This window comes from Streptomyces sp. NPDC012825 (genome assembly GCF_042900925.1).
Classification (GTDB): Bacteria; Actinomycetota; Actinomycetes; order Streptomycetales; family Streptomycetaceae; genus Streptomyces.
The window spans coordinates 218,473-242,557 of sequence record NZ_JBIBBZ010000009.1 but is presented as its reverse complement, the minus strand read 5'-3'; the positions used below and the strand labels follow the sequence as shown (position 1 = coordinate 242,557).

The window sequence follows — 24,085 nt, the reverse complement described above, 5'->3', positions numbered from 1 at the left end:
GCCCGGTTACATTCCGAACCCGGAAGCTAAGCCTTTCAGCGCCGATGGTACTGCAGGGGGGACCCTGTGGGAGAGTAGGACACCGCCGAACAATTTTTAGCCTCAACCCCCGGACCTTGTCCGGGGGTTGAGGCATTTTTGCGTTCTGGACGCGTCCTAGGCTTGTGCCATGCGATACGACTTGGTCATCTTCGACAACGACGGTGTGCTGGTGGACAGCGAGCCGATCTCCAACACCCTGTTGGCCGGCTACCTGACGGAGCTCGGACACCCCACCTCGTACGAGGACTCGCTGCGGGACTACATGGGGTCCGCCATGCACCGCGTTCACGACCTGGTCGAGGAGCGGACCGGGCAGCGGCTGCCGGTGGACTTCGACGACGTCTTCCACGCGCGCATCTTCGCCGCGTTCCAGGCCGAGCTGGAGCCCGTGCCCGGGGCCGAGGACGTGCTGAAGCGGCTCGTCGCGGCCGGAGTCCCGTACTGCGTGGCCTCCTCGGGGAGTCATGAGCGGATCAGGGTCGGGCACCGGAAGACCGGGCTCGACACGTGGTTCCGGGACGAGAACGTCTTCAGCTCCGAGGACGTCGGGCGGGGCAAGCCGGCGCCGGACCTGTTCCTGCACGCCGCCGCGCGGATGGGCGTCGAGCCCGCGCGGTGCGTCGTGATCGAGGACAGCCGGCTCGGCGTGCAGGCCGCCCTGGCCGCCCGTATGGACGTGTACGGGTTCACCGCGATGACCCCCGAGGAGAAGCTCGCCGGGGCCCGGGGGTTCTTCCGGAGGATGGACGAACTGCCCGCGATTCTGGGTCTGTGATCCATCTACCCAGGGGTAGTTTCCGGCCGTACGCTGTGCCGCCATGACGGATGTGCGGTTGCGGCGTGGGCGGGGATCCCTGGCGGTCGGTTTCTTCGTTCAGGGGGTCACCTTCGCCCTGCTCGTGACCCGGATACCGGCGATCCAGGACCGGTACGGGATATCCGACGCGCTGCTTCCCGCCTTCCTGGCCGCCGTGCCGGTCCTCGCCGGCGTGGCGAGCGTGACGACCGAGAAGGTCGCCGCCCGGGTCGGGCCGGCCGTGGTGCTGCGGTGGGCGCAGCCCTTCGTCCTCCTGGCCCTGCTCGCCGTGGGGGCCGGTACGGAGCTGTGGCAGGCCGCCGTCGCCCTCGGGCTCTTCGGGATCGCCGTGGGCGCCCTGGACGCCTCCATGAACATGCTGGGCGTGAGCCTCCAGCGGGCGTACGGGCGGAGCATCATGCTCGGCTTCCACGCCTCGTACAGCCTCGGCGGGATCGTCGGGGCCTCGCTCGCCTGGGCGGGGGCGCACTGGCACCTGTCGCTGTTCACGTCCTATCTGCCGGTCGTGGCCGTCCTGTTGCCCGTCGCGCTCGTCGGCAGCCGGTGGTACGCGGCCGGTGGCGACGCCCCCGGGGCCGAAGCGGCCGGCGGGGCGGAGGGGAGGGCGAGCGGAGTCGCGTTCAAGCTGCTGCTGCCGCTCTGTCTCGTCATGACCTTCGCGTACATCGGGGACTCCACGGTCTCCAACTGGAGCGCCAAGTACCTCCAGGACGTGCTGCACAGCTCCGAGGAGCTGGCGACCGTGCCGTACAACGCGTACATGGTGACGACGCTCCTCGGGCGGGCCGTCGGGGACTTCGGGGTGCGCAGGCTCGGGGCCGCGGCGGTCGTGCGCGGCGGGGCCGTGCTCGCGGCGCTCGGGTTCGGGCTGGTCGCGGTGGCGCCGGGCGCCTGGGCGGGGATCGCCGCGTTCACGCTCCTCGGGCTCGGGCTCAGCGTGCTCGTGCCGCAGACCTTCGCCGCCGCCGGGCGGCTCTTCCCGGGGAACAGCGACGCGGCCGTGGCCCGGCTCAACGTCTTCAACTACGTCGGGTTCCTGATCGGGTCGCCGCTCGTGGGGGCGCTCGGGGACGCGTGGAGCTACCGGGGGGCCATGCTGGTGCCGATGGTGCTCGTCCTGGTGACGGTGGTGTACGCCACGTCGTTCGGCTCGCGAGCGGCCCGATACGGTGGCGGGCATGAGCGGCCGCGCACTGTTGATGTGGGATGAAGCTGTCACGCAGTACGACTTCGGGTCCGAGCATCCGATGGACCCGGTACGGCTCGCGCTGACGATGTCGCTGGTGCGGGCCTACGGCCTCGACCGGGCGGTCGACGTGGTCGCGGCGAAGCCGGCCGGGGACTCGACGCTGCGGCTCGTGCACCGCGAGGACTACGTGACGGCCGTGCGGGCGGCCTCGGCCGATCCGCGCCGCGCGGACCAGGCGTACGGACTCGGCACGGTCGACGATCCGGCGTTCGCCGGGATGCACGAGGTGTCGGCGCTGATCGCCGGGCAGTCGGTGGGCGCGGCGGAGGCGGTCTGGCGCGGGGAGGCCGCGCACGCGGTCAACTTCTCCGGCGGGCTGCACCACGCGATGCCCGGGGCGGCGGCGGGCTTCTGCATCTACAACGACGCCTCGCTCGCCGTCGCCCGGCTGCTCGAACTGGGTGCGGAGCGGGTGGCGTACGTGGACGTGGACGTACACCACGGGGACGGGGTGCAGGCGGCGTTCTGGGAGGACCCGCGGGTCCTGACGGTCTCGCTGCACGAGCACCCGAGGACGCTGTTCCCGCAGACCGGGTGGCCGGAGGAGACCGGCGCGCCGGGGGCCGGCGAGGGCGGGGCCGTGAACGTGGCCCTTCCGGCCGGGACGGGTGACGCGGGGTGGCTGCGGGCCTTCCACGCGGTCGTGCCGGAGCTGCTCGCGGACTTCCGGCCGCAGGTCCTGGTGACGCAGCACGGCGCGGACACCCACTTCGAGGACCCGCTCGCCCACCTGGCGGTCTCCCTCGACGCGCAGCGGGCGGTCCAGGAGGCCTGCCACGAGCTGGCGCACGAGCACGCCGGGGGCCGGTGGCTGGCGCTCGGCGGCGGCGGGTACGCGGTGGTCGACGTCGTACCCCGGTCGTGGACGCACCTGGTGGGGATCGCGGCGCACGCGCCCGTCGACCCGGCTTCGGTGATCCCGTCGTCGTGGCGGGACGAGGTGTACGCGCGGACGCGGCAGCTCGGTCCCGCGCGGATGACGGACGGGCGGTGGCCGGTGGACTTCCGGGACTGGTCCGAGGGGTACGACCCGGCGGACCGGCTCGACCAGGCGGTGCTCGCGACCCGCAGGGCCGCCTTCCCGCTGCGGGGGCTGCTGGCCTGAGCCGCCGCCCGCCCGGGGAACGCCCTGCCGGAAGTTACGCCGGTGGTGGGGCGTCCCGGAGGTTCGCGTCCCCGGGCGGCCGTGTTCCGGCAGCATCGGGAGGGTGTTGAGTACCGGGGCGCTGCGGGCGCATCTGTTGGCGGCGGGGTTGGCGGGCGCGGTGGCGACCTCGCGGGAGGAGAACCTGCGGAGCTACCGGCTCTTCGCCGCGCGCGATCCCCGGGTGCTGCTCGGGCTCGACCCGGTGCGGGAGTGGGACGAGGCCGAACTGCTGCGGCTCATGGCCGAGAAGTGCGGGGTGTCGGGGGATCCGGGGCACCGGTCGGGGGCGGACGTCATCGATCCGGAGCGCACGCTGCGGGGGCTCGACGCCTTCGCGGAGCGGCTCGGCGCGGCGGCGGCGCGGCGGGTCCCGGTGCTCCTGGGCACGGGGCACCCGCACCGGCTGCTCGGTTTCTACGCCGCTCTCGCAGACGCCTTGTCGGCGGCGGGATGTCTTGTCCTCACCCCGGCGCAGGGGAGATGTGTCGACATGACGACCCGGTTCGGCGTACGCACGTACCTCCTCGACCACGCGCGGGGGGTGGTGTTCGTACGGGAACCCGGACCGCCCGGGGGCGGGCGCGCACCGGGGGCGCACTCCCATTCGCCGCTACCGGTCAGGGCCGTCCTGGAGAGCGCGGCCGACTCCGGCGGGCCGCTTCCGGAGCTGGTGGTCGGGGACCACGGATGGGTCTGCGGGGCAGGTCAGCTGGGCATCGAGGCCATCGGGCTCGCCGACACGGACGATCCCGCGCCGTTCGTCGGGGAGGCGGAGGGGCAGGTGTCGGCGGTGGTTCCGCTCGACGACGGCGTGCGCTCCGCCTCGTACCTCCCGCTGACGCGCTATGTGCTCAATCGGGCGCGTCTGTCACGGTAAACGGCCGGTGGCAGCTCCTCTTCCCCACTCGTACCACCCGCCCCTACTCTGGATCGTGAGCGCTCGGCGACGAAGAGTCACCGGAGGGGAAGCCGGTGGGCGTCGCGGCGGAAGGTACAGGTGGGTCATGGCTGCTGGCGATCGACCTCTCAACGAGGTCAAGTTTCTGACCGTGGCGGAAGTCGCCTCGGTGATGCGCGTCTCGAAGATGACCGTGTACCGCTTGGTGCACAGCGGTCATCTGCCGGCGATCCGGGTGGGCAGGTCCTTCCGGGTGCCGGAACAGGCGGTGCACGAGTACCTCCGGGAGTCCTTCGTGGGGGTGGGGACCGCGTAGCGGGCGCGCGGCGCGTCGCCGGGAGGGCCCGGGAGGACCCCGGGCGGCTCCCGGGAGAGCCGGACATCGCCCTCGGATTACGACCGGGGTGCTCGGGACGGTAGGCTAGGCCGACGTAGGTCGTGTGGGCCCAGACGCCCCGCACCGATTCCCGCCGAGGCGGGAATGTTCCGAGAAGTGAGCGAGGGTAGTCGTGGGCTCTGTTATCAAGAAGCGGCGCAAGCGGATGGCGAAGAAGAAGCACCGCAAGCTGCTCAAGCGCACGCGCGTTCAGCGTCGCAACAAGAAGTAAGGCGACGGCTGCATCGCAGCATTCAGTGCGTCGGGCGTGGCCCTTCACCGTTCGCGGTGGAGGGCCACGTCTTTTATTGCGCCGAAATCTGGAAGCGCTACGGTGGCGACCTACGGAAGACGGACGGAAGGCGCTGATCTTGGGCAAGGTCGTGCTCGTCACCGGTGCCGCCCGGCACCTCGGCGGCCGCTTCGTGCGGCGGATCCAGCGGGACCCCGAGGTGGAGCGGGTGATCGCGGTGGACGCGGTCGACCCGGCGCACCAGCTCGGCGCCGCCGAGTTCGTACGGGTGGACATCCGCCACCCCGAGATCGCGAAGGTCCTCGTCGAGCACGACGTCGACACGGTGGTCCATCTGGACGTCACCGGGACGGCCCTCGGCGGGGGCGGCCGGACGTCGGTCAAGGAGACCAACGTCATCGGCACCATGCAGCTGCTCGGCGCCTGCCAGAAGTCGCCGCGGATCGCGCGGTTCGTGGTGAAGTCCACCACCAGCGTGTACGGTTCCGCGCCGCGCGACCCGGCCGTCTTCACCGAGACGACGCCCGCGAAGGCGCTGCCGAGCGGGGGCTTCGCGAAGGACGCCGTCGAAGTCGAGGGCTATGTGCGGGGCTTCGCCCGGCGCCGCCCGGACGTGGCCGTGTGCGTGCTGCGGTTCGCGAACATCCTGGGGCCCCGGATCGACTCCCCGCTGACCGAGTACCTGGCGCTGCCGGTCCTGCCGACCGTCCTCGGCTACGACCCGCGGCTGCAGTTCGTCCACGAGGACGACGTGATCGACGTCCTGCGCCTGGCGGCGCACGAGCCGCGCCGGGCCACCCAGAACAGCGGCACCTTCAACGTCGCGGGCGACGGGGTGCTGCTCCTGTCCCAGTGCGCGCGGCGGCTCGGCCGGCCGACGGTGCCGGTGCTGCTCCCGGCGGTCACCTGGGTGGGGACGGCGCTGCGCACGGTCGGGATCACCGACTTCGCGCCCGAGCAGATCCGGCTGCTCACGCACGGCCGGGTCGTCTCGACGGTCCACACGCGCGAGGTCTTCGGCTTCTCGCCCCGGCACACGACGGCGGAGGCCTTCGCGGACTTCGCGCGCGGCCGGGGCCGGGGGCTGCTGCCGCCCGAGGCGCTGGCCGGGGCGGTGGACCGGCTCGCCGGGCGCCTGGCCCCCGCCTCCCCCTCTTCTCCCCCCGGAGTTCCCACAGTTCACGACGGCGCCTGAGGAGGCCCGACTGCGATGGCGGACGCCAAGGTCATTCCCTTCGACGACGACCGCTCACGGGCCCGTCGCCGGCCGTCCCGGACCGACGGCGAGGCGGCGGCCGTACGGGCCCTGCCGGGGCCGCAGGAGCCGGAGATCCCCGCCTCCCGGGCGGCGGAGGAGCCGGCGGCCCCCGCCGCCCCGGAGCGGCCGGCCGCCGCGAGCGGCTGGGAGCGGCGGCTCGCGAGCGGGCTCGCGTTCCTGCGGCGGCGGATCACCGGCGACTACGAGGTCGACGAGTTCGGCTACGACGAGGAGCTCACCGACCAGGTCCTGATGTCGCTGCTGCGCCCGCTGTACGAGAAGTACTTCCGGGTGGAGGTGAAGGGCGTCGAGAACATCCCGGACAAGGGCGGGGCACTGATCGTCGCCAACCACTCGGGGACGCTGCCGCTGGACGGGCTGATGATGCAGGTCGCCGTGCACGACCGGCATCCGGCGGGGCGGCACCTGCGGCTGCTCGCCGCGGACCTGGTCTTCGTGCTGCCGGTCGTCAACGAGCTGGCGCGCAAGGCGGGGCACACCCTGGCGTGCGCGGAGGACGCGGAGCGGCTGCTGCGGGCCGGTGAGATCGTCGGGGTGATGCCGGAGGGCTTCAAGGGGATCGGGAAGCCCTTCGGGGAGCGGTACAAGCTCCAGCGGTTCGGGCGGGGCGGGTTCGTCTCGACGGCGCTGCGGGCCGGGGTGCCGATCGTGCCCTGCTCGATCGTGGGCGCGGAGGAGATATACCCGATGCTCGGGAACGCGAAGACGCCGGCGCGGATCCTGGGCCTGCCGTACTTCCCGCTGACCCCGACCTTCCCGTGGCTGGGCCCGCTGGGGGCGCTGCCGTTGCCGACGAAGTGGACGATCCAGTTCGGGGAGCCGATCCCGACGGACTCGTACGCGCCGGAGGCGGCGGAGGACCCGATGCTGATGTTCAACCTGACGGACCAGGTGCGGGAGCAGATCCAGCACACCCTCTACAAGCTGCTGGTGCAGCGGAGGTCGGTGTTCTTCTGAGCCCGGTCGTGCGGGAGCACATGAAGAAGGGGCGCCCCCCGTCCGTGGGGGCGCCCCTTCTCCTTGCTAGCGAGCGTCCTCGCTGTCGATGCCGAGGCCCGGAAGCAGGCCTGGCAGGATGGGCGGGATGGTGACGTCGGGGACGTCCGGGACCGGCTGGTCCCCCGCCGGCGGGGACGTCGTCGTCCCGGTCGGGGAGGGCTTGAGCAGTCCGCCGTCGCCGCCGCCGATGAGACCGTCGTCCTCCGGCGGGGCGGTGGTGCCGCCGTCCGTGCCCGGGCCGGTGCCCGTGCTCGGGTCCGACGGGCGGGGCGCGGTGGAGGGGCCGGCCGAGGAGGGCGTCTCCCGGCCGGTCGGCGGGGGCTGGGTGCCCGTCTCCCCGGTGCCCTGCGGGGCGCTGGGCGTGCTGCTGCGCGGGCCCTCGGTGCCGACCGTGCCCCGCTCGGGGGGGCGGGGGAGCACGGACTGGAGCGGCTCGACCTCTTCGTCTATGGCGTCGAAGACGTACGTGACCTCGTTGCCGACGTCCGCGAGCTGGACGGGGAGCCGGTCGCGGAGGCCGTCCCAGGTGTCCCGGTGGGCCTGGGCGAAGGAGTTGAGCCGGGCCATCGGGGCGAGGGCGCCGTCCCGCTCGTACGCCTGGCGGAGCAGCCGGTGGCCCTCGGTGGCGTCGTGCTTCATCCCGCCCAGGACGCGGCGGATCTCGGCGAGCGACTCGTGGTCGAGGTCGCCCGCGCGGCCGCGCTCCATGAGGCGGCGGGCCTCGCTGAGGCGGGTGGAGGCCTGGTCGAGGTAGATGCCGCCGCGGTCCGCGTCGTCGTCCGCCATGCCCAGTTTGATGTCCTCCATCCCGCGCTTCAGCCCGTAGAGCGAGTCGCCGGGAAGGGCGTCGGAACTGGCGGCGGCCACTCCGCCGAAGGCTCCCGCGGCCACGCCGACCGTGAGGCCGCCGGCGGCGAGGCCCTTGGTCCAGCGGGACCGGGGGCGCAGTTTCCGGAGCGGGGACGCCCGGTGGGCTCCCTTGCCGGTGGACGTCCGCTGCTCCGGGACGGTGGGGCCGGCGGACGCGCCCCCTTCCATGAGCATCGCTTCCATGGCGGCGACCAGCTGGGCCCGCTGCACCACTTTGACCTCGGGGTCGAGCTGCGGCCGGGGCAGCTCGCCGAGGCCGTTCGCCAGGGCCAGGAGCCGTCCCTGCTCCGCAGGTTCGGCCGGGGTCTCGGCTGGCTCGGCCGCAGCGCCCTCGGACGCCCGGTCCTCCAGGGCCCGGGCGAAGGCGTTCGCCCGCCGGTGCGCCGATACGTTCGCGATCACTGGCGGCACCTCCTCTCGTCATGACGGTCGACTCCCCGGGGTGTCCGGAGGGTTGCACACCTTGAGCGCATCCACACGAAAGAGTGAGTGGCTGCGGGCATGGCGTGACCACGGGGAGCCTGCATCCCGCACAACGAGCGGCGCGGCACTTGGGTTACGCGCGAGAGATGATCGGACCAGTGCGTCATCGGGGCGTCACCGACTGTGAGTTGGGCGGGGTCGTGGGACATGTGGGGGGAGGGGCCGGGCCGGGCGCGCGGGGGCGCCGGCCGGGCGTCCGGTCAGCGGGCGTCGTCGGGGAGGAGGCGGGCCAGGGTGCGGACCGCCCGGTACTGGAGGGTCTTGATCGCCCCCTCGTTCTTCCCCATGACGCGGGCGGTCTCGGCGACCGAGAGGCCCTGGAGGAAGCGCAGGGTCACGCACTCCTGCTGCTGGGGGTTGAGGCGGCGGACCGCGTCGAGGAGGGCGGCGTTGGAGAGGGACTCCAGGACGGAGTCCTCGGGGCTCCGCTCCACCTCGTTGGCGTCGAGCATCTCGCCGGTGGTGACCTCCAGCCGGAAGCGGCTGGACTTGAAGTGGTCGGCCACCAGGTTCCGGGCGATGGTGACGAGCCAGGCGCCGAAGTCGCGGCCCTGCCAGGTGAAGGTGGAGATCCGGCGCAGGGCGCGCAGGAAGGTCTCGCTGGTGAGGTCCTCCGCCGTCGCCTTCCCGCCGACGCGGTAGTAGATGTAGCGGTAGACCGTGTCGCTGTACTGGTCGTACAGGCGGCCGAAGGCCTCGGCCTCGCCCGCCTGGGCGCGCTCGACGAGGTCCATCATGCGGGCGCTGTCGCTGTCCGCGGTGGGACGGCGGGCGGTGGTCGAGGTTCCGGAGCGGGCGCCTCGTCTGCCGACGGCGGCGCCGCCGTCGGCCAGGGCGTAGCAGGGCCCGACGGGTGCCGGTGCGGCGAGGGCGAAGGCGGGGACAGGGCCGGCGTACGCGGTGGGGACGAAGCCGCGCAAGTGGTCGAGGACCGTTGCGCGCAGCGTAGCCAGGCCCGAGGCGTCAACCCCGACGTGTGGGTACACGGGACTCCCAGAGGCAGAGCTTCCATCACGTGCAGTGCGGGACCGTTCACCCGTCGTGGCGACGTGAGGGGTCCTTTGTGCGTCTGAGGAGAATAACGCTTCGTACAGGCGGCGCTACACCCAGTTGCAGAAATCGCCGGTTCCGTCGCATCTGTTACTGCTTGCAGTCGGATCAAGGTCCAGTTGGTGACTGGTTGTTGATCGGTCTGCTTTCGAATCTGATCACGTGCACGTTCTGTTGTGCTCAAGTGAGAGCTGCGGGAGTGATCGGGGCCGCTGCGGGGTAAGGGGCCGGGAATGCCCGGGAGTCGACCTGTGCGGTGCTGTTCGACCACGGACGGGTGAGGGCGCCCGGTCCGGGGTTGTCGCAGATGATCGCAGCCGAAACGTATCGGCAGGCGCGGGCGGCGGGGGCGAGCGGCGGGCGGGGCCCGGGCGTCAGTGGCGGCGGCGGTGCAGGGCGACCGCGGCGGCCGTGCCGCCGGCCAGCGCGCCCAGGCCCGCGGCGGCGGGGATGCCGACCTTGGCGGCCTTGCGCCCGGTCCGGTAGTCGCGCAGCCGCCACTCCCGTTCCCTCGCGTGCTTCCGGAGCTTGGCGTCCGGGTTGATCGCGTACGGGTGCCCGACGAGCGAGAGCATCGGGATGTCGTTGTGGGAGTCGCTGTACGCGGCGCAGCGGCCCAGGTCGAGGCCCTCGGCGGCGGCGAGCGCCCGTACCGCCTCGGCCTTGGCCGGTCCGTGCAGGGGCTCGCCGACCAGCCGGCCGGTGTAGACGCCGTCGACGGACTCGGCGACCGTGCCGAGCGCGCCGGTCAGGCCGAGCCGGCGGGCGATGATCGTGGCCGTCTCGACCGGGGCGGCCGTGACGAGCCACACCTTCTGGCCCGCGTCCAGGTGCGCCTGGGCCAGGCTCCGGGTCCCGGGCCAGATGCGGTCGGCCATGTACTCGTCGTAGATCTCCTCGCCGATGCTCATCAGCTCGGAGACGCGGTGGCCCTTGACGATGGACAGGGCGCTCTCGCGGGCGTCCTGCATGTGCTCGGGGTCCTCGACGCCGGCGAGCCGGAACCAGGCCTGCTGCCAGGCGAAGCGGGCGAGTTCGTGGCGCTGGAAGAACTTCCTCTTGTACAGGCCGCGGCCGAAGTGGAAGATCGCGGCGCCCTGCATCACGGTGTTGTCGAGGTCGAAGAAGGCGGCCGCCCGCACGTCGCCGACGACCGGGAACTCGGGCTCGGCGGGGGGTGCGGCGGAGGCCGCCTCCCGCTCCCGTTCCAGCTGGAGCGAGGTCTTGCGCGCTGCCTCGGCAGCGGCCTCGCCTGCGAGGACGCTGCGCGCGGTGGCGGAGCGCCTACGAGGGGTGAGCCATCCCAGAGCGGCCATGCCGTGAGCATAGCCAGTCTGTTCGGTACTTCCCGAGTTGTGACGATGCCGCGGCGTGAACAGTGGGGTACTCCCTGTCGACCGGGACGCGGCCGGAACCGGTGCGGGCGCGGCGGCGGGACAGAATGGGCGCCATGTTCGGACGGAAGAAGAAGGCGGACGCCGGGGCGCGGACCGTGACCCTCGTCGGCAGGCCGGGATGTCACCTCTGCGACGACGCGAGGGCGGTGGTCGAGGCCGTGTGCGCGGAGACGGGGGCGGCCTGGGAGGAGAAGGACATCACCCGGGACGAGGAGCTGTACCGGGCGTACTGGGAGCAGATCCCCGTCGTCCTGGTCGACGGGGAGCAGCACACCTTCTGGCGCGTGGACGCCGACCGGCTCCGGCGCGCGCTGGGTGCGTGACCGAAACCCGGTTACCATCATGGACGTTTTGATGGGTTTCGGGGGCGACACCGTGAGGAGAGTGTGCGGCTTTGCCCCCTTCGGGTTCTCAACGCGCCGATCTCCCGCGCGGTTCCACGGTGACGGGAACCAGCCGCGTGACCCCGGTCACTTTGGCCGGACAAAACGGACACCATCTTTGTGCACGCGTTCACAAAGACATAGCCTGCATTCGACGGGGCGGTCTTGGGACATACGGCCGCCTGCAGCCCCGCTCATCCCGCAGGAGCACCGTGGCAACTGGCCGAACTCACCGACCGGCGACCCGTAGCCGAGGAATTCCCGAGGCCACCGTCGCCCGGCTTCCGCTGTATCTGCGCGCGCTGACCGCGCTCTCGGAGCGTTCCGTACCCACGGTCTCCTCCGAGGAGCTCGCGGCCGCCGCGGGGGTCAACTCCGCGAAGCTGCGCAAGGACTTCAGCTACCTCGGCTCCTACGGCACCCGCGGGGTCGGCTACGACGTCGAGTACCTCGTCTACCAGATCTCCCGCGAGCTGGGCCTCACCCAGGACTGGCCCGTCGTCATCGTCGGCATCGGCAACCTCGGCGCCGCGCTCGCCGGGTACGGCGGCTTCGCCTCCCGCGGCTTCCGCGTCGCCGCGCTCATCGACGCCGACCCGGCCATGACCGGCAGGCCCGTCGCCGGCATCCCCGTCCAGCACAGCGACGACCTGGAGCGGATCGTCGAGGACGACGGCGTCTCCATCGGCGTCATCGCCACTCCGGCCGGCGTCGCCCAGCAGGTCTGCGACCGCCTCGTGGCCGCCGGCGTCACCTCCATCCTGAACTTCGCCCCGACCGTCCTCTCCGTCCCCGACGGCGTCGACGTGCGCAAGGTCGACCTCTCCATCGAGCTCCAGATCCTCGCCTTCCACGAGCAGCGCAAGGCCGGGGAGGACACCGGGGCCGACGGCGACGCGGAGCACGCCCCCGCCGTCGTACCGCCCGCCCCCCGCGGTGCCACGGGCACCGGCGGACGCAAGGGACCCGACGGGGACGTCCCCGCGGTGATGCCGGCATGAGCCTCCTCGTCGTCGGCCTCAGCCACCGCAGCGCCCCCGTCTCCGTCCTGGAGCGGGCCTCGCTGGCGGCGGACACCCGCGCCAAGCTCCTCCAGGACACCCTCGCCGCCGAACCGGCCACCGAGGGCACCGTCCTGGCCACCTGCAACCGCATCGAGCTCTACGCCGACGTGGACAAGTTCCACGCCGGCGTCGCCGAGCTGTCCACGCTCCTCGCCCAGCACAGCGGCGTCGGCCTGGACGAGCTCACCCCCTACCTCTACGTGCACTACGAGGACCGGGCCGTCCACCACCTCTTCTCGGTGGCCTGCGGCCTGGACTCCATGGTCGTCGGCGAGGGCCAGATCCTCGGCCAGATCAAGGACGCCCTCGCCCTCGGCCAGGAACTGCACACCGCGGGACGCCTCCTCAACGACCTCTTCCAGCAGGCCCTGAGGGTCGGCAAGCGCGCCCACAGCGAGACCGGCATCGACCGTGCCGGGCAGTCGCTCGTCACCTTCGGGCTGGAGCAGCTCGCCGACGGTACGGAGGTCGAGACCTGGGCCAAGGGCAAGAAGGCCCTCGTCATCGGCGCCGGCTCCATGTCCTCCCTGGCCGCCGCCACCCTCGCCCGCTCCGGCGTCTCCGAGATCGTCGTCGCCAACCGCACCCTCGCCCGCGCCGAGCGGCTCGCGCAGATCCTGAACGAGCCCGGCGGAACGGGAGCCGCCGCACGCGCGGCCGAGATGGTTGCCGTCGGCGACGAACTGGGCCGGGCCGACGTCGTCGTCTCCTGCACCGGCGCCACCGGACTCGTCCTCACCGGCGACGACGTCGCCGCCGCCGTACGGGACCGCGAGGCACCCCTCGCCCTCCTCGACCTCGCCATGCCCCGCGACATCGACGCCGCCGCCCACCGCGTCCCCGGCGTCCGGCTCGTCGACATCGAGTCGCTCGCCGAGGCCTCCGCCGACGCGCCCATGGCCGCCGACGTCGACCGGGTCCGGGGCATCGTCTCCGACGAGGTCGCCGCCTTCGGCGCCGCCCAGCGCGCCGCCCACATCACCCCCACCGTCGTCGCCCTGCGCGCCATGGCCGCCGACGTGGTCACCAGCGAGGTCGCGCGCCTCGAAGGCCGCCTCCCCGGCCTCGACGAGAAGCAGCGCGCCGAGATCACCCAGACCGTGCGCCGGGTGGTCGACAAGCTCCTGCACGCGCCGACCGTGCGGGTCAAGCAGCTCGCCAGCGAGCCCGGCGGCGCCGGGTACGCGGACGCGCTGCGGACACTCTTCGACCTCGACCCGGAGACGGTCGCCGCCGTCAGCCGGGCCGACCTGAATGACGCCGACGTCAAGAACCGAGGGCGAGTATGACCGAGAGGGCACTGAGGCTCGGGACCAGGCGCAGCAAGCTCGCCATGGCCCAGTCCGGGCACGTGGCCGACGCCGTACGGCAGCTGACCGGCCGGCCCGTCGAGCTCGTGGAGATCACGACGTACGGGGACACCTCCCGTGAGCACCTCGCGCAGATCGGCGGCACCGGCGTCTTCGTCGCCGCCCTGCGCGACGCGCTGCTCGCCGGTGAGGTGGACTTCGCCGTCCACTCGCTGAAGGACCTGCCGACCACGCCGCACCCCGACCTGGTCGTGGCCGCGATCCCCCGCCGCGAGGACCCCCGCGACGTACTGATCGCCCCCGAGGGCGTCACGCTGGACCGGCTGCCGAAGGGCGCCCGGGTCGGCACCGGCTCGCCGCGCCGCACGGCCCAGCTGCACGCCTACGCGCGCGACCACGGCCTGGACATCACCTGCGTCCCGATCCGCGGCAACGTCGACACCCGCGTCGGCTACGTCCGCAGCGGTGAACTGGACGCGGTGGTCCTCGCCGCGGCCGGACTCAACCGCATCGGCGGCACCGAGGAGCTCACCCGCTCCCTCACCCTCGACCACCTCCCGGTCGACTCCGTGCTGCCCGCCCCCGGCCAGGGGGCCCTCGCCGTCGAGTGTCCGGCGTCCGACGCCGGACTCGTCGCCGCGCTCGCCGCTCTCGACGACCCGCACACGCGGATCGCCGTGACCGCCGAGCGTTCCCTGCTCGCCGCCCTGGAGGCCGGCTGTTCCGCACCCGTGGGTGCGCTCGCCGACCTGCCGGCCGACGACCCCGGTCACGGGCAGGCTGTCACCGAAATGCGCCTGCGCGGCGTCGTCGGCACCACCGACGGCTCGACGCTGGTGCAGCTGTCCACCACCGGACCCGTACCCACCTCGCACGACGAGGCCATGGCGCTCGGACGCGTACTCGCGGACGAGATGCTCGCCAAGGGTGCGGCCGGTCTTATGGGGGAGCGAGCACTTTGAACCCCACCAGCCCGACCACCAGCCCCCTGTCCCCGGCCTTCGCGGGCCACGGACACGTCACGTTCCTCGGCGCGGGACCGGGCGACCCCGGACTCCTGACCCTCCGGGCCGTCGAGGCCCTCGCGGGGGCGGACGTCCTGATCGCCGAACCCGAGGTGCTCGACGTCGTCCGCGGCCATGCGCGTGCGGGGGTGAGCACGCCGGAACTGACGATCGTCGACGAGGCGTCAACAGCCGCCGGAGTCCCCGTGTTGAGGGACGCCACCAATCTTGTCATGGAGGCCGCGAGGGGCGGCAGGCGGGTCGTCCGTGCGGTGACCGGCGACCCCGGCCTCGACGGCGACGCGAGCGCCGAGATGCTCGCCTGCGCCGCCGAGGGCATCCCCTTCGAGGTCGTCCCCGGCGTCGCCACCGCCGTCGGCGTCCCCGCCTACGCCGGCGTGCCGCTGCGCGACGCCCAGGGCACCGACGTGCGCTTCGTCGACGCCCGGACCGCCGACGAGCGGTGCTGGACCGAGGTCGGCGCCTCCGGCGGCACCGTCGTCGTCTCCACCACCCTCGACGCGGTGGCCGCGGCCGCCGGCGAACTGGTCGCGGCCGGCCGCAAGCCGGACACCCCGCTCACCGTCACCGTCGCCGGCACCACGACCCGCCAGCGGACCTGGAACGCCACCCTCGGCACCATCGCCCAGGTCTTCAAGCAGGGCAAGGTCCTCCCCTCGCCCGAGGGCCACCGGCCGGTCATAGCCGTGGTCGGCGAGCGCAGCGCCCCCGCGCAGCGGGACCGGCTGTCGTGGTTCGAGTCCAAGCCGCTCTTCGGCTGGCGGGTCCTCGTGCCGCGCACCAAGGAGCAGGCCGCCTCGCTCTCCGACCAGCTGCGTTCGTACGGCGCCGTGCCGCACGAGGTCCCGACCATCGCCGTCGAGCCGCCGCGCACCCCGCAGCAGATGGAGCGCGCGGTCAAGGGCCTGGTCACCGGCCGCTACGAGTGGATCGCCTTCACCTCCGTCAACGCCGTGAAGGCCGTGCGCGAGAAGTTCGAGGAGTACGGGCTCGACGCCCGCGCCTTCGCCGGGATCAAGGTCGCCGCGGTGGGCGAGCAGACCGCCGCCGCCCTCGTCGACTTCGGCGTCAAGCCCGACCTGGTGCCCAGCGGCGAGCAGTCCGCCGCCGGACTCCTGGAGGACTGGCCGCCGTACGACCCGGTCTTCGACCCGATCGACCGCGTCTTCCTGCCGCGCGCCGACATCGCGACCGAGACCCTGGTCGCGGGCCTCATCGAGCTCGGGTGGGAGGTCGACGACGTCACCGCCTACCGGACCGTACGGGCCTCGCCGCCGCCGGCCGACACCCGCGAGGCGATCAAGGGCGGCGGTTTCGACGCGGTCCTCTTCACCTCGTCGTCCACCGTGCGGAACCTCGTCGGCATCGCCGGCAAGCCGCACAACGTGACGGTCATCGCCTGCATCGGCCCCGCCACCGCCAAGACGGCGGAGGAGCACGGCCTGCGGGTGGACGTCCTGTCGCCCGAGCCGTCCGTCCACAAGCTGGCGGAGGCCCTCGCGGACTTCGGCACGCGCCGGCGGGAGTCCGCCCTGGAGGCGGGCGACCCGGTGACGCGGCCGAGCGAGCGGCGGCCGGGAGCGAGACGGCGCCGGACGACGTAGTCGTTCTCTCGCCGGGGGTGCGGGTCCTGTACGGGGCCCGCACCTTCTGCGTTGCGGGAGGGAGTCGCGGGGTCGCGGTCCCTTTCGCGGCAACACCCTGTCGGCAAGTGCACGGTCCGCGCGGGCGTAGCCTCGGTCGTATGAACTCGTACGGATCCTTTCCCGGGGCGCGGCCGCGGCGGCTGCGGACGACGCCCGCCCTGCGGCGGATGGTGGCCGAGACACGGCTGCATCCCGCCGACCTGATCCTGCCCGCGTTCGTGCGCGAGGGGATCACCGAGCCCGTGCCGATCGAGGCGATGCCCGGGGTCGTGCAGCACACCCGCGACACCCTGCGGAAGGCCGCCGTGGAGGCGCTGGAGGCCGGCGTCTCCGGGATCATGCTCTTCGGCGTGCCCGAGGACGCCAAGAAGGACGCCGCCGGCACGGCGGGCACCGACCCCGACGGGATCCTCCAGGTCGCGATCCGGGACGTGCGGGCCGAGGTCGGCGACGACCTCGTGATCATGTCGGACCTGTGCCTCGACGAGTACACCGACCACGGCCACTGCGGCGTCCTCGACGCCGACGGGCGGGTCGACAACGACGCCACGCTGGAACGTTACGCCGAGATGGCCCAGGTCCAGGCCGACGCCGGCGTCCACGTCGTCGGCCCCTCCGGGATGATGGACGGCCAGGTCGGCGTCGTCCGCGACGCCCTGGACACCATCGGCAAGGAGGACGTGGCGATCCTCGCGTACACCGCGAAGTACTCCTCCGCCTTCTACGGACCCTTCCGCGAGGCCGTCGGCTCCTCGCTCAAGGGCGACCGCAAGACCTACCAGCAGGACCCGGCCAACCTCCGCGAGTCGATGCGCGAGCTGGCGCTCGACCTGGAGGAGGGCGCGGACATGGTGATGGTCAAGCCCGCCGGCCCGTACCTCGACGTCGTCGCCCAGGTCGCCGCCTCCGTGCACGTGCCCGTCGCCGCCTACCAGATCAGCGGCGAGTACGCGATGGTCGAGGCCGCCGCCGAGAAGGGCTGGATCGACCGCGACAGGGCGATCCTGGAGACCCTCACCGGCATCCGGCGGGCCGGCGCGCAGATGATCCTGACGTACTGGGCGACCGAGGTCGCGCAGAAGCTCGGCCGCGCGGTCTGACCGTCCCCGGTTGGTGAGGGCCGCCGCTTCCCGGCTGGTGGGGGGCCGTCGGTCGGCGCACCCTGGAGGGGTGGCCGACAGGTATCCCTACCTCGCCGGAGGTGGTCCTCATGACGCACACGCTGGTCGGATGGCACGTGGAGATGGAGTTCCAGGAGGAGGGCGACCGGACGCGGGCCGCGGCCATGGTCCGGCTCGGCGACGGCACCGAGTTCCGGGCCCACGGCACCGCGAACCGGCACCCCTCCGACCCGGACCAGCTGCGGGTCGGCGAGGAGATCGCCGGCGCACGCGCGCTGATGGACCTCGCCTCGCAGCTCCTCCAGAAGGCCCACACGGAGATCGACGCGGTGTCCGGACGCACCTCGCACACCATCCGGTGACGACGGTGACGACGGCGGCGCGCCGCGGCCCGGGGGACGGGACGCGGCGCGCCGGGGTCGGTCGGCGGCCTCAGAAGGCCAGGGCGTCCTCCATCGAGCTCTGCCAGTAGGTGACCCGGGTGGTGCTGTCCGTGTACGTGCCGGCGGGCAGCTTCAGAACGGCCGGGCCCCCGGCCGAACCCACGTTGTCGCACGGGGCGAACCAGACGGTCAGCTTCTTCGACGTCCGACCGTGCTGCCCGCTGCCGTCGGCCGCCGACAGGATCATCGCCGCGTACGCGCTCTCGCCCGGGAACAGGGTGACGACCGCCTGCGGCTTGGTGCTCCGGTCCACCGCGACCGCCGCCTGCCCGTCGTCGAGACGCAGCACGGGGGCGTGGTAGGCGTTGCACGCGGTGCGGCCGGTGTTGGTGACGGTGAGCAGCGCGTGGTTGAGCGGACGGCTGACCGGGCTGTAGACGACCCGTACGGCCGAGGCGTCGCAGGGGCGGTCCGTCGTGGCGGGGGTGCTCTTTCCGCCCGTCCTGCCGCTGTTCTCGGCGGGGGTGGTGGGGGAAGCCGGGGAGCCCTGGGAGCCCTGAGGCGAGGTGCTTCCGTTGCCGGAGGTGTCCGCGCTCGTCGGTGCGGTGGGCTCCGGTGCGGTGGTGACCGGTGAGGTGGTGGTCGGGGACGAGGCCCGGCCCTCGTCCCGGGTGCCGTTCCCCGATCCCTGGCAGGCGGTGAGGGAGAGGGAGGCGGCGGTGACGGCCGCCGCGGCGGCGATGCGGATGCGGTGCGTACGCATGGTGGTGGAACCCCCGTTGGTGACGTTGCTTTTCGGTCTGTCTCCGGTTGCCGCACCGTCCGTCGACCGGTGCCGTGCGGCATGGCCCCAGGTTGCGGGGCGGCGGATTCCGGCCGCAACGCCGAACGGACCATGGGGGACGCCGGAACGCTCACGGGTACGGTGACCAGCGGGAACGGCCCCTGCCTGGAACGCCGTTCCGGGACGCGAGGACACCGAGTACGGGGGAGGGGCACGGTGGCGACCACACCGGAGGCCCAGGAGCTGGGCGCGCTGCTGCGGCGGCTGAAGGAACGTTCGGGGCGCAGTTACGGGGTGCTCGCCGGGCGGCTGCACGTCAGCACGTCGACCCTGCACCGCTACTGCAACGGGGACGCCGTACCGGCCGAGTTCGCCGCGGTCGAGCGGCTCGCGCGCCTGTGCGGGGCCGAGCGCGAGGAACTGATCGAGCTGCACCGGCGCTGGATCGTCGCGGACGACGCGCGGACACGGGGGCGCTCCACGCCGGGGCTGGTGGCGGAGGTGGTGACAGAGGTAGTGACGGAGGCGGTGGCGGAGCCGGAAGAGGCGTCCGTCACGGACGCGGATACGGGGTCGGGCTCGGAAGGCGTTCCCGGTGCGTCCGATGCGCCGGACGCGGCCGGTGCGTCCGATGTACCCGGTGGTCCGCGGAGTGGCGGTCCGCGCCGTCGTCGTGTGCTCGTCGCGCTCGCCGCCGCCGTGGTCGTCGCGGTGGCCGTGCCGGTCGCCGTGTTCGCGGCCGGTGGCGGCGGCGAAGGGCGGCCGGAGCGGGCCGCGCCGGCGCCCGCCCCGTCGAGTGCGGCGACCGGCGGCACCCTCCCCGTACACCCGGGCCCCGCTTCGTCCCCGGCCGTGACCCCGCTCCCTGCCCCGACCCCGTCCGGGACTTCGGCCGGACCGCCGTCCGGGCTCCCGGACGGCAAGGGCTCCCCGTCCCCCTCGGCCCCTTCTCCGTCCGCGGACCCGGTGCCGACCGCCTCGCGGTCCGGGGCGCCCGCGACCGGCGTCCCGCTGCGCGTCGGCGTCAGCTCCTACAACTGGGACCATCCCTGCGGCCAGTACTACCTGCTCGACCGCGACCCCGGGACGGTCCCCCCGCCGCCCCCGCCCCAGGACCACCGGAGCTGGGCGCGGTCGCTCGGCGCGGTGGACGGCGGCGGGATGCTGCTCGAACTCACCGCCACGGGCCGCACGGCCGACTCCGTGGTGATCAACAGGATCCACGTCCGCGTGGTGGGACGCTCCGCCGCGCTGCCCTGGTCGGCGTTCTCGATGGGCGAGGGCTGCGGCAGCGGCGTCGTCCCGCAGACGTTCGCCGTGGACCTCGACCGCCCCCAGCCCGGCGTCCGCCCGGTCGCCGGACAGAACGGCGACATCGTCGTCCCCGCCAAGGACTTCCCCTACAAGGTCGCCTCCGACGACCCCCAGGTGCTCCGCTTCGACGTGACCACGAAGGCCCACGACGTCAGCTGGTACCTGGAGGTCGAATGGAGCAGCGGCGACCGCAGGGGCACGATCCGGGTCGACGACGGAGGCCGCCCGTTCCGCACCAGCGCGCTCGCCGGGCGTCCTTCGTACGTCTGGTGGGTCGAGCCGGGCGAATGGCGCCCGGACGAAGGGAGCTGAACGCGGAACGGGCGCCCCTCGCACACGCGAGGGGCGCCCGTCGGTGGCGCGGGGATCAGAGCCGCTCGGGCGTCCGGATGCCCAGGAGCGCCATGCCCTGGTGGAGCGTGCGGGCCGTCAGGTCGCAGAGGAACAGCCGGTTCTCCGCGACCTCCCGCGCCGGCTCCGGCTTGAGCACCGGGCACTGGTCGTAGAACGTCGTGTACAGCGAGGCCAGCTGGTACAGGTACGCGGTCAGCTTGTGCGGCGCGTACTCCGCGGCCGCCTCCGCCACCGTCTCCGCGAACCCGTCCAGGTGCAGGCCGAGCGCGCGCTCCGCCGGGGCCAGCTCCAGCTCCGGGTGGGCGACCGGGGTGCGGTCGCCCGCCTTGCCGAAGATCGACCTGACCCGCGCGTACGCGTACTGGAGGTACACCGACGTGTCGCCGTTCAGCGACACCATCTGGTCCAGGTCGAACTTGTAGTCCCGCGCGGCCGACGTCGACAGGTCGGCGTACTTCACCGCGCCGATGCCCACGTGCTGTCCGTTCTCGACGATCTCCGCCTCGGTCAGGAGCGACTGCCCGGTCCTCTCCCGGTAGGCCTCCTCCTTCTCGCGGACGACCTCCGTCGCCCGCTCCACGGCCTCGTCCAGCAGGTCCACCAGCCGGACCGTCTCGCCCTCACGGGTCTTGAACGGCTTGCCGTCCTTGCCCAGGACCGTGCCGAACGCCAGCTGGTGCGCCTTCACCTCGTCGTTCAGCCAGCCCGCCCGGCGGGCCGTCTCGAAGACCATCTTGAAGTGCAGCGACTGCCGCGCGTCCACCACGTACAGCAGGGACGACGCCTTCAGGTTCCCCACCCGGTCCCGGATCGCCGACAGGTCCGTCGCCGCGTACCCGAAACCGCCGTCGGACTTCTGCACGATCAGCGGCACCGGGTTGCCGTCCGGACCCTTCACGTCGTCGAAGAACACGCACAGCGCGCCCTCGGAGCGGACCGCGACGCCCGTCTCCTCCAGGATCCGGCAGGTCTCCGCCAGCATGTCGTTGTAACCGGACTCGCCGACCACGTCGGTGTCCCGGATGTCCATGTCCAGCTTGTCGAAGACCGAGTAGAAGTAGATCTTCGACTCGTCCACGAACCGCTGCCACAGGGCGAGCGTCTCCTCGTCACCGGCCTGGAGGTCCACCACGCGCGCGCGGGCCCGCGTCTTGAACTCCTCGTCGGAGTCGAACAGGGCGCGCGACGCCTTGTACAGCCGGTTCAGGTTGGACATCGCCTCCTCGCCCGACACCTCGGACTCCGAGGAGTGGTCCAGCTCGTGCGGGTGCTCGATCAGGTACTGGATGAGCATGCCGAACTGGGTGCCCCAGTCGCCGATGTGGTGCCGCCGGACCACCGTCTCGCCGGTGAACTCCAGGATCTCGACCATCGCCGCGCCGATCACCGCGGACCGCAGGTGGCCGACGTGCATCTCCTTCGCCACGTTCGGCTGCGCGTAGTCGATCACCGTCGTGCCGGCCGACTCGTTGAACGGCACGCCGAGCCGCGCGTCGGCGGCACGGGCCGCCAGGGTCTCCACGATCGCCCGGTCGGTGACCGTGATGTTCAGGAAGCCGGGGCCCGAGACCTCGACCTCCTTCAGGACGTCGTTCGCCGGAATCGCCTCGACGACCTTCGTCGCCAGCTCGCGCGGATTGCCCTTCAGCCGCTTGGCGAGCGCCAGGATGCCGTTGGCCTGGAAGTCGGCCCGGTCGCTACGTCGCAGCAGCGGATCGGCGGACGCGGCCTCCGGCAGGGCTGCCGAGAGTCCGTCCGCGAGGCGCTGCTGCACGGTCGAAGCGAGGGAAGGGACCGAGGCCATGAGCTTCCGTTCCGTTGAGAGGTGTTCCGGTGGTCTATTTCGCTTGTCAAGTGTCCCACGGGGGAGCAACGTGTTTTCTCCCGCCTGTGGACGACCACGGACCCGTGGGCGGCTCACGGCTGTGGACGACCCGCACCTGTGGACAACCCCGGGGCCCGTCGTTCCGTCTGGGACAATGGCAGGCGTGAGGCCCGACGCAGGGCACCGAGGATTTACGGAAAGAAGGACGTACCGACCGTGGCTCAGAGCAGCACCGAGACCGACTGGGTCTCCCGTTTCGCGGACGAGGTCATCGCCGAGTCGGAGCGACGTGCGCCTGGCAAACCGGTCGTCGTCGCCTCCGGCCTCTCCCCCTCCGGCCCGATCCACCTCGGCAACCTCCGCGAGGTCATGACCCCGCACCTGGTCGCCGACGAGATCCGCCGCCGCGGACACACCGTCCGCCACCTCGTCTCCTGGGACGACTACGACCGCTACCGCAAGGTCCCCAACGGCGTCGAGGGCGTCGACGGGACCTGGGCCGAGCACATCGGCAAGCCCCTGACCTCCGTCCCGGCCCCCGCCGGCTCGCCCCACCCCAACTGGGCCGAGCACTTCAAGGCCGCCATGGTCGAGTCCCTGGCCGAGCTCGGCGTCGAGTACGACCCGATCAGCCAGACCGAGCGGTACACCGCCGGCACCTACCGCGAGCAGATCCTGCACGCCATGAGGCACCGCGCCGACATCGACGCCATCCTCGACCAGTACCGCACCAAGAAGGCGCCCAAGAAGCAGAACCAGAAGCCCGTCGACGAGGCCGAGCTGGAAGCCGAGGAGGGCTCCGGCGCGGCCGCCGAGGACGACGGCTCCGGCGGCGGCTCCGGCTACTTCCCGTACAAGCCCTTCTGCGGCCGGTGCGAGAAGGACCTCACCACCGTCACCTCCTACGACGACGACACCACCGAACTCGCCTACACCTGCACCGCCTGCGGCTTCTCCGAGACCGTCGCGCTCAGCGAGTTCAACCGCGGCAAGCTCGTCTGGAAGGTCGACTGGCCCATGCGCTGGGCCTACGAGGGCGTGATCTTCGAGCCCTCCGGCGTCGACCACTCCTCGCCCGGCTCCTCCTTCGTCGTCGGCGGCCAGATCGTCCGCGAGATCTTCGACGGCGTCCAGCCCATCGGCCCCATGTACGCCTTCGTCGGCATCAGCGGCATGGCCAAGATGTCCTCCTCCCGCGGCGGCGTCCCCACCCCCGCCGACGCCCTGAAGATCATGGAAGCGCCCCTGCTGCGCTGGCTCTACGCCCGCCGCAGGCCCAACCAGTCCTTCAAGATCGCCTTCGACCAGGAGATCCAGCGCCTCTACGACGAGTGGGACAAGCTGGAGGCCAAGGTCGCCGACGGCACCGTCCTGCCCGCCGACGCCGCCGCCCACTCCCGCGCCGCCCGCACCGCCGCCGGCGAACTGCCCCGGACCCCGCGCCCCCTCCCGTACCGGACCCTGGCCTCGGTCATGGACATCACCGCCGGACACGACGAGCAGACCCTGCGGATCCTGACCGAACTCGACCCCGACAACCCCGTCACCTCCCTCGACGAGGTCCGGCCGCGCCTCGACCGCGCCGAGAACTGGATCACCAACCAGGTCCCGGCCGACCAGCGCACCATCGTCCGCGACGAGCCCGACACCGAGCTCCTCGGCTCCCTCGACGACGAGGGCCGCGAGTCGCTCCGCCTCCTCCTGGACGGCCTCGACACCCACTGGTCGCTCGACGGGCTCACCACCCTCGTCTACGGCGTCCCGAAGGTCATGGCCGGACTCGACCCCGAGGCCAAGCCGACGCCCGAACTCAAGCTCGCCCAGCGCGCCTTCTTCGCCCTGCTCTACAAGCTCCTCGTGAGCCGCGAGACCGGCCCGCGCCTCCCCACCCTCCTCCTCGCCGTCGGCGCGGAGCGGGTGCGCAAGCTCCTCGGCGCGTGACGGACGCGCAGGACGCAGGACGCAGGACACGGGAGACACGACGAAGGGCCGCCGCCCGGAAACCTCCGGGCGGCG

General features: G+C 72.6%; 22 protein-coding genes and 1 rRNA gene. 18 read left to right on the top strand and 5 right to left on the bottom strand.

Annotation, left to right across the window (positions count from 1 at the left end; genetic code table 11):
* The 9 genes from rrf to ACFY7E_RS20895 all read left to right on the top strand — a co-directional run.
* Positions 1–91: ribosomal RNA gene (rrf, locus tag ACFY7E_RS20935) — 5S ribosomal RNA — on the top strand; the annotation flags it as partial.
* A gap of 78 nt (positions 92–169) precedes the next feature.
* The gene (locus ACFY7E_RS20930; RefSeq protein WP_389486900.1) at positions 170–817 is read left to right on the top strand and encodes an HAD family hydrolase; all 648 of its coding nucleotides are present in this window, start codon (positions 170–172) and stop codon (positions 815–817) included.
* 43 nt (positions 818–860) lie between these two features.
* A complete protein-coding gene (locus tag ACFY7E_RS20925; protein ID WP_389486898.1) occupies positions 861–2,069 on the top strand; it encodes an MFS transporter in 1,209 nt (402 codons plus the stop codon).
* The gene (locus tag ACFY7E_RS20920; RefSeq protein WP_383447180.1) at positions 2,038–3,213 is read left to right on the top strand and encodes an acetoin utilization protein AcuC; all 1,176 of its coding nucleotides are present in this window, start codon (positions 2,038–2,040) and stop codon (positions 3,211–3,213) included. The genes ACFY7E_RS20925 and ACFY7E_RS20920 overlap by 32 nt, the downstream gene beginning before the upstream one ends.
* A 103-nt stretch (positions 3,214–3,316) precedes the next feature.
* Entirely contained in the window at positions 3,317–4,132 is an 816-nt protein-coding gene (locus ACFY7E_RS20915) for a phosphatase (RefSeq protein ID WP_389486896.1), read from the top strand.
* 127 nt (positions 4,133–4,259) lie between these two features.
* Positions 4,260–4,469 carry a helix-turn-helix domain-containing protein gene (locus tag ACFY7E_RS20910; RefSeq protein WP_030223786.1) on the top strand — a complete coding sequence of 70 codons (210 nt, stop codon included), beginning with the start codon at positions 4,260–4,262 and terminating at the stop codon, positions 4,467–4,469.
* Positions 4,470–4,662: 193 nt separating this feature from the next.
* On the top strand, positions 4,663–4,761 hold the full coding sequence (locus ACFY7E_RS20905; RefSeq protein WP_003948845.1) for a 30S ribosomal protein bS22: 99 nt from the start codon (positions 4,663–4,665) through the stop codon (positions 4,759–4,761).
* A 139-nt stretch (positions 4,762–4,900) separates the two neighbouring features.
* Positions 4,901–5,977, top strand: coding sequence for an NAD-dependent epimerase/dehydratase family protein (locus tag ACFY7E_RS20900; protein WP_389486894.1), 1,077 nt, complete (start codon positions 4,901–4,903; stop codon positions 5,975–5,977).
* A gap of 15 nt (positions 5,978–5,992) precedes the next feature.
* The gene (locus ACFY7E_RS20895; protein ID WP_389486892.1) at positions 5,993–7,018 is read left to right on the top strand and encodes a lysophospholipid acyltransferase family protein; all 1,026 of its coding nucleotides are present in this window, start codon (positions 5,993–5,995) and stop codon (positions 7,016–7,018) included.
* Between the two features lie 66 nt (positions 7,019–7,084).
* On the opposite strand, the gene ACFY7E_RS20890 is transcribed toward ACFY7E_RS20895, so the two are convergent.
* From ACFY7E_RS20890 to ACFY7E_RS20880, 3 genes are all read right to left on the bottom strand, one after another.
* Positions 7,085–8,332 (bottom strand): DUF5667 domain-containing protein, encoded by a 1,248-nt coding sequence (locus ACFY7E_RS20890; RefSeq protein ID WP_389486890.1) that lies wholly within the window; start codon positions 8,330–8,332, stop codon positions 7,085–7,087.
* 281 nt (positions 8,333–8,613) lie between these two features.
* Complete coding sequence (locus ACFY7E_RS20885; RefSeq protein WP_383445802.1) at positions 8,614–9,399, bottom strand: ECF subfamily RNA polymerase sigma factor, BldN family; 786 nt, start codon at positions 9,397–9,399, stop codon at positions 8,614–8,616.
* Between the two features lie 438 nt (positions 9,400–9,837).
* Positions 9,838–10,779: an HAD family hydrolase gene (locus tag ACFY7E_RS20880; protein ID WP_383445800.1), complete on the bottom strand. Its 942-nt coding sequence runs from the start codon at positions 10,777–10,779 to the stop codon at positions 9,838–9,840.
* Positions 10,780–10,904: 125 nt separating this feature from the next.
* On the opposite strand from ACFY7E_RS20880, the gene ACFY7E_RS20875 reads away from it, so the two are divergent.
* The 7 genes from ACFY7E_RS20875 to ACFY7E_RS20845 all read left to right on the top strand — a co-directional run bounded on the left by ACFY7E_RS20875 (position 10,905) and on the right by ACFY7E_RS20845 (position 17,771).
* On the top strand, positions 10,905–11,183 hold the full coding sequence (locus ACFY7E_RS20875) for a glutaredoxin family protein (RefSeq protein WP_383445797.1): 279 nt from the start codon (positions 10,905–10,907) through the stop codon (positions 11,181–11,183).
* A 272-nt stretch (positions 11,184–11,455) separates the two neighbouring features.
* Positions 11,456–12,244 (top strand): redox-sensing transcriptional repressor Rex, encoded by a 789-nt coding sequence (locus tag ACFY7E_RS20870; RefSeq protein ID WP_389486887.1) that lies wholly within the window; start codon positions 11,456–11,458, stop codon positions 12,242–12,244.
* The gene (locus tag ACFY7E_RS20865; protein WP_389486885.1) at positions 12,241–13,596 is read left to right on the top strand and encodes a glutamyl-tRNA reductase; all 1,356 of its coding nucleotides are present in this window, start codon (positions 12,241–12,243) and stop codon (positions 13,594–13,596) included. Before ACFY7E_RS20870 ends, ACFY7E_RS20865 begins: the two co-directional genes overlap by 4 nt.
* Positions 13,593–14,579: a hydroxymethylbilane synthase gene (hemC, locus tag ACFY7E_RS20860; protein ID WP_383445790.1), complete on the top strand. Its 987-nt coding sequence runs from the start codon at positions 13,593–13,595 to the stop codon at positions 14,577–14,579. Before ACFY7E_RS20865 ends, hemC begins: the two co-directional genes overlap by 4 nt.
* Positions 14,576–16,246, top strand: a complete 1,671-nt coding sequence (locus tag ACFY7E_RS20855; RefSeq protein WP_389486883.1) for a uroporphyrinogen-III synthase — start codon at positions 14,576–14,578, stop codon at positions 16,244–16,246. Before hemC ends, ACFY7E_RS20855 begins: the two co-directional genes overlap by 4 nt.
* A gap of 140 nt (positions 16,247–16,386) precedes the next feature.
* Entirely contained in the window at positions 16,387–17,388 is a 1,002-nt protein-coding gene (gene hemB / locus ACFY7E_RS20850) for a porphobilinogen synthase (protein WP_389486881.1), read from the top strand.
* A 110-nt stretch (positions 17,389–17,498) separates the two neighbouring features.
* Positions 17,499–17,771, top strand: coding sequence for a DUF1876 domain-containing protein (locus ACFY7E_RS20845; RefSeq protein WP_383445781.1), 273 nt, complete (start codon positions 17,499–17,501; stop codon positions 17,769–17,771).
* A gap of 70 nt (positions 17,772–17,841) precedes the next feature.
* Here the strand turns inward: ACFY7E_RS20845 and ACFY7E_RS20840 are convergent, their stop codons facing one another.
* Positions 17,842–18,555, bottom strand: coding sequence for a DUF4232 domain-containing protein (locus tag ACFY7E_RS20840; RefSeq protein ID WP_389486878.1), 714 nt, complete (start codon positions 18,553–18,555; stop codon positions 17,842–17,844).
* A gap of 237 nt (positions 18,556–18,792) precedes the next feature.
* On the opposite strand from ACFY7E_RS20840, the gene ACFY7E_RS20835 reads away from it, so the two are divergent.
* Positions 18,793–20,202 carry a helix-turn-helix domain-containing protein gene (locus ACFY7E_RS20835; protein WP_389486876.1) on the top strand — a complete coding sequence of 470 codons (1,410 nt, stop codon included), beginning with the start codon at positions 18,793–18,795 and terminating at the stop codon, positions 20,200–20,202.
* Positions 20,203–20,257: 55 nt separating this feature from the next.
* Here ACFY7E_RS20835 and argS read toward each other — a convergent pair whose 3' ends face one another.
* Positions 20,258–22,048 (bottom strand): arginine--tRNA ligase, encoded by a 1,791-nt coding sequence (gene argS, locus ACFY7E_RS20830; protein WP_389486874.1) that lies wholly within the window; start codon positions 22,046–22,048, stop codon positions 20,258–20,260.
* A 237-nt stretch (positions 22,049–22,285) separates the two neighbouring features.
* Between argS and lysS the strand changes: the two genes are divergently transcribed.
* Complete coding sequence (lysS, locus tag ACFY7E_RS20825) at positions 22,286–24,010, top strand: lysine--tRNA ligase (RefSeq protein ID WP_389486872.1); 1,725 nt, start codon at positions 22,286–22,288, stop codon at positions 24,008–24,010.
* Positions 24,011–24,085: the final 75 nt, after the last annotated feature.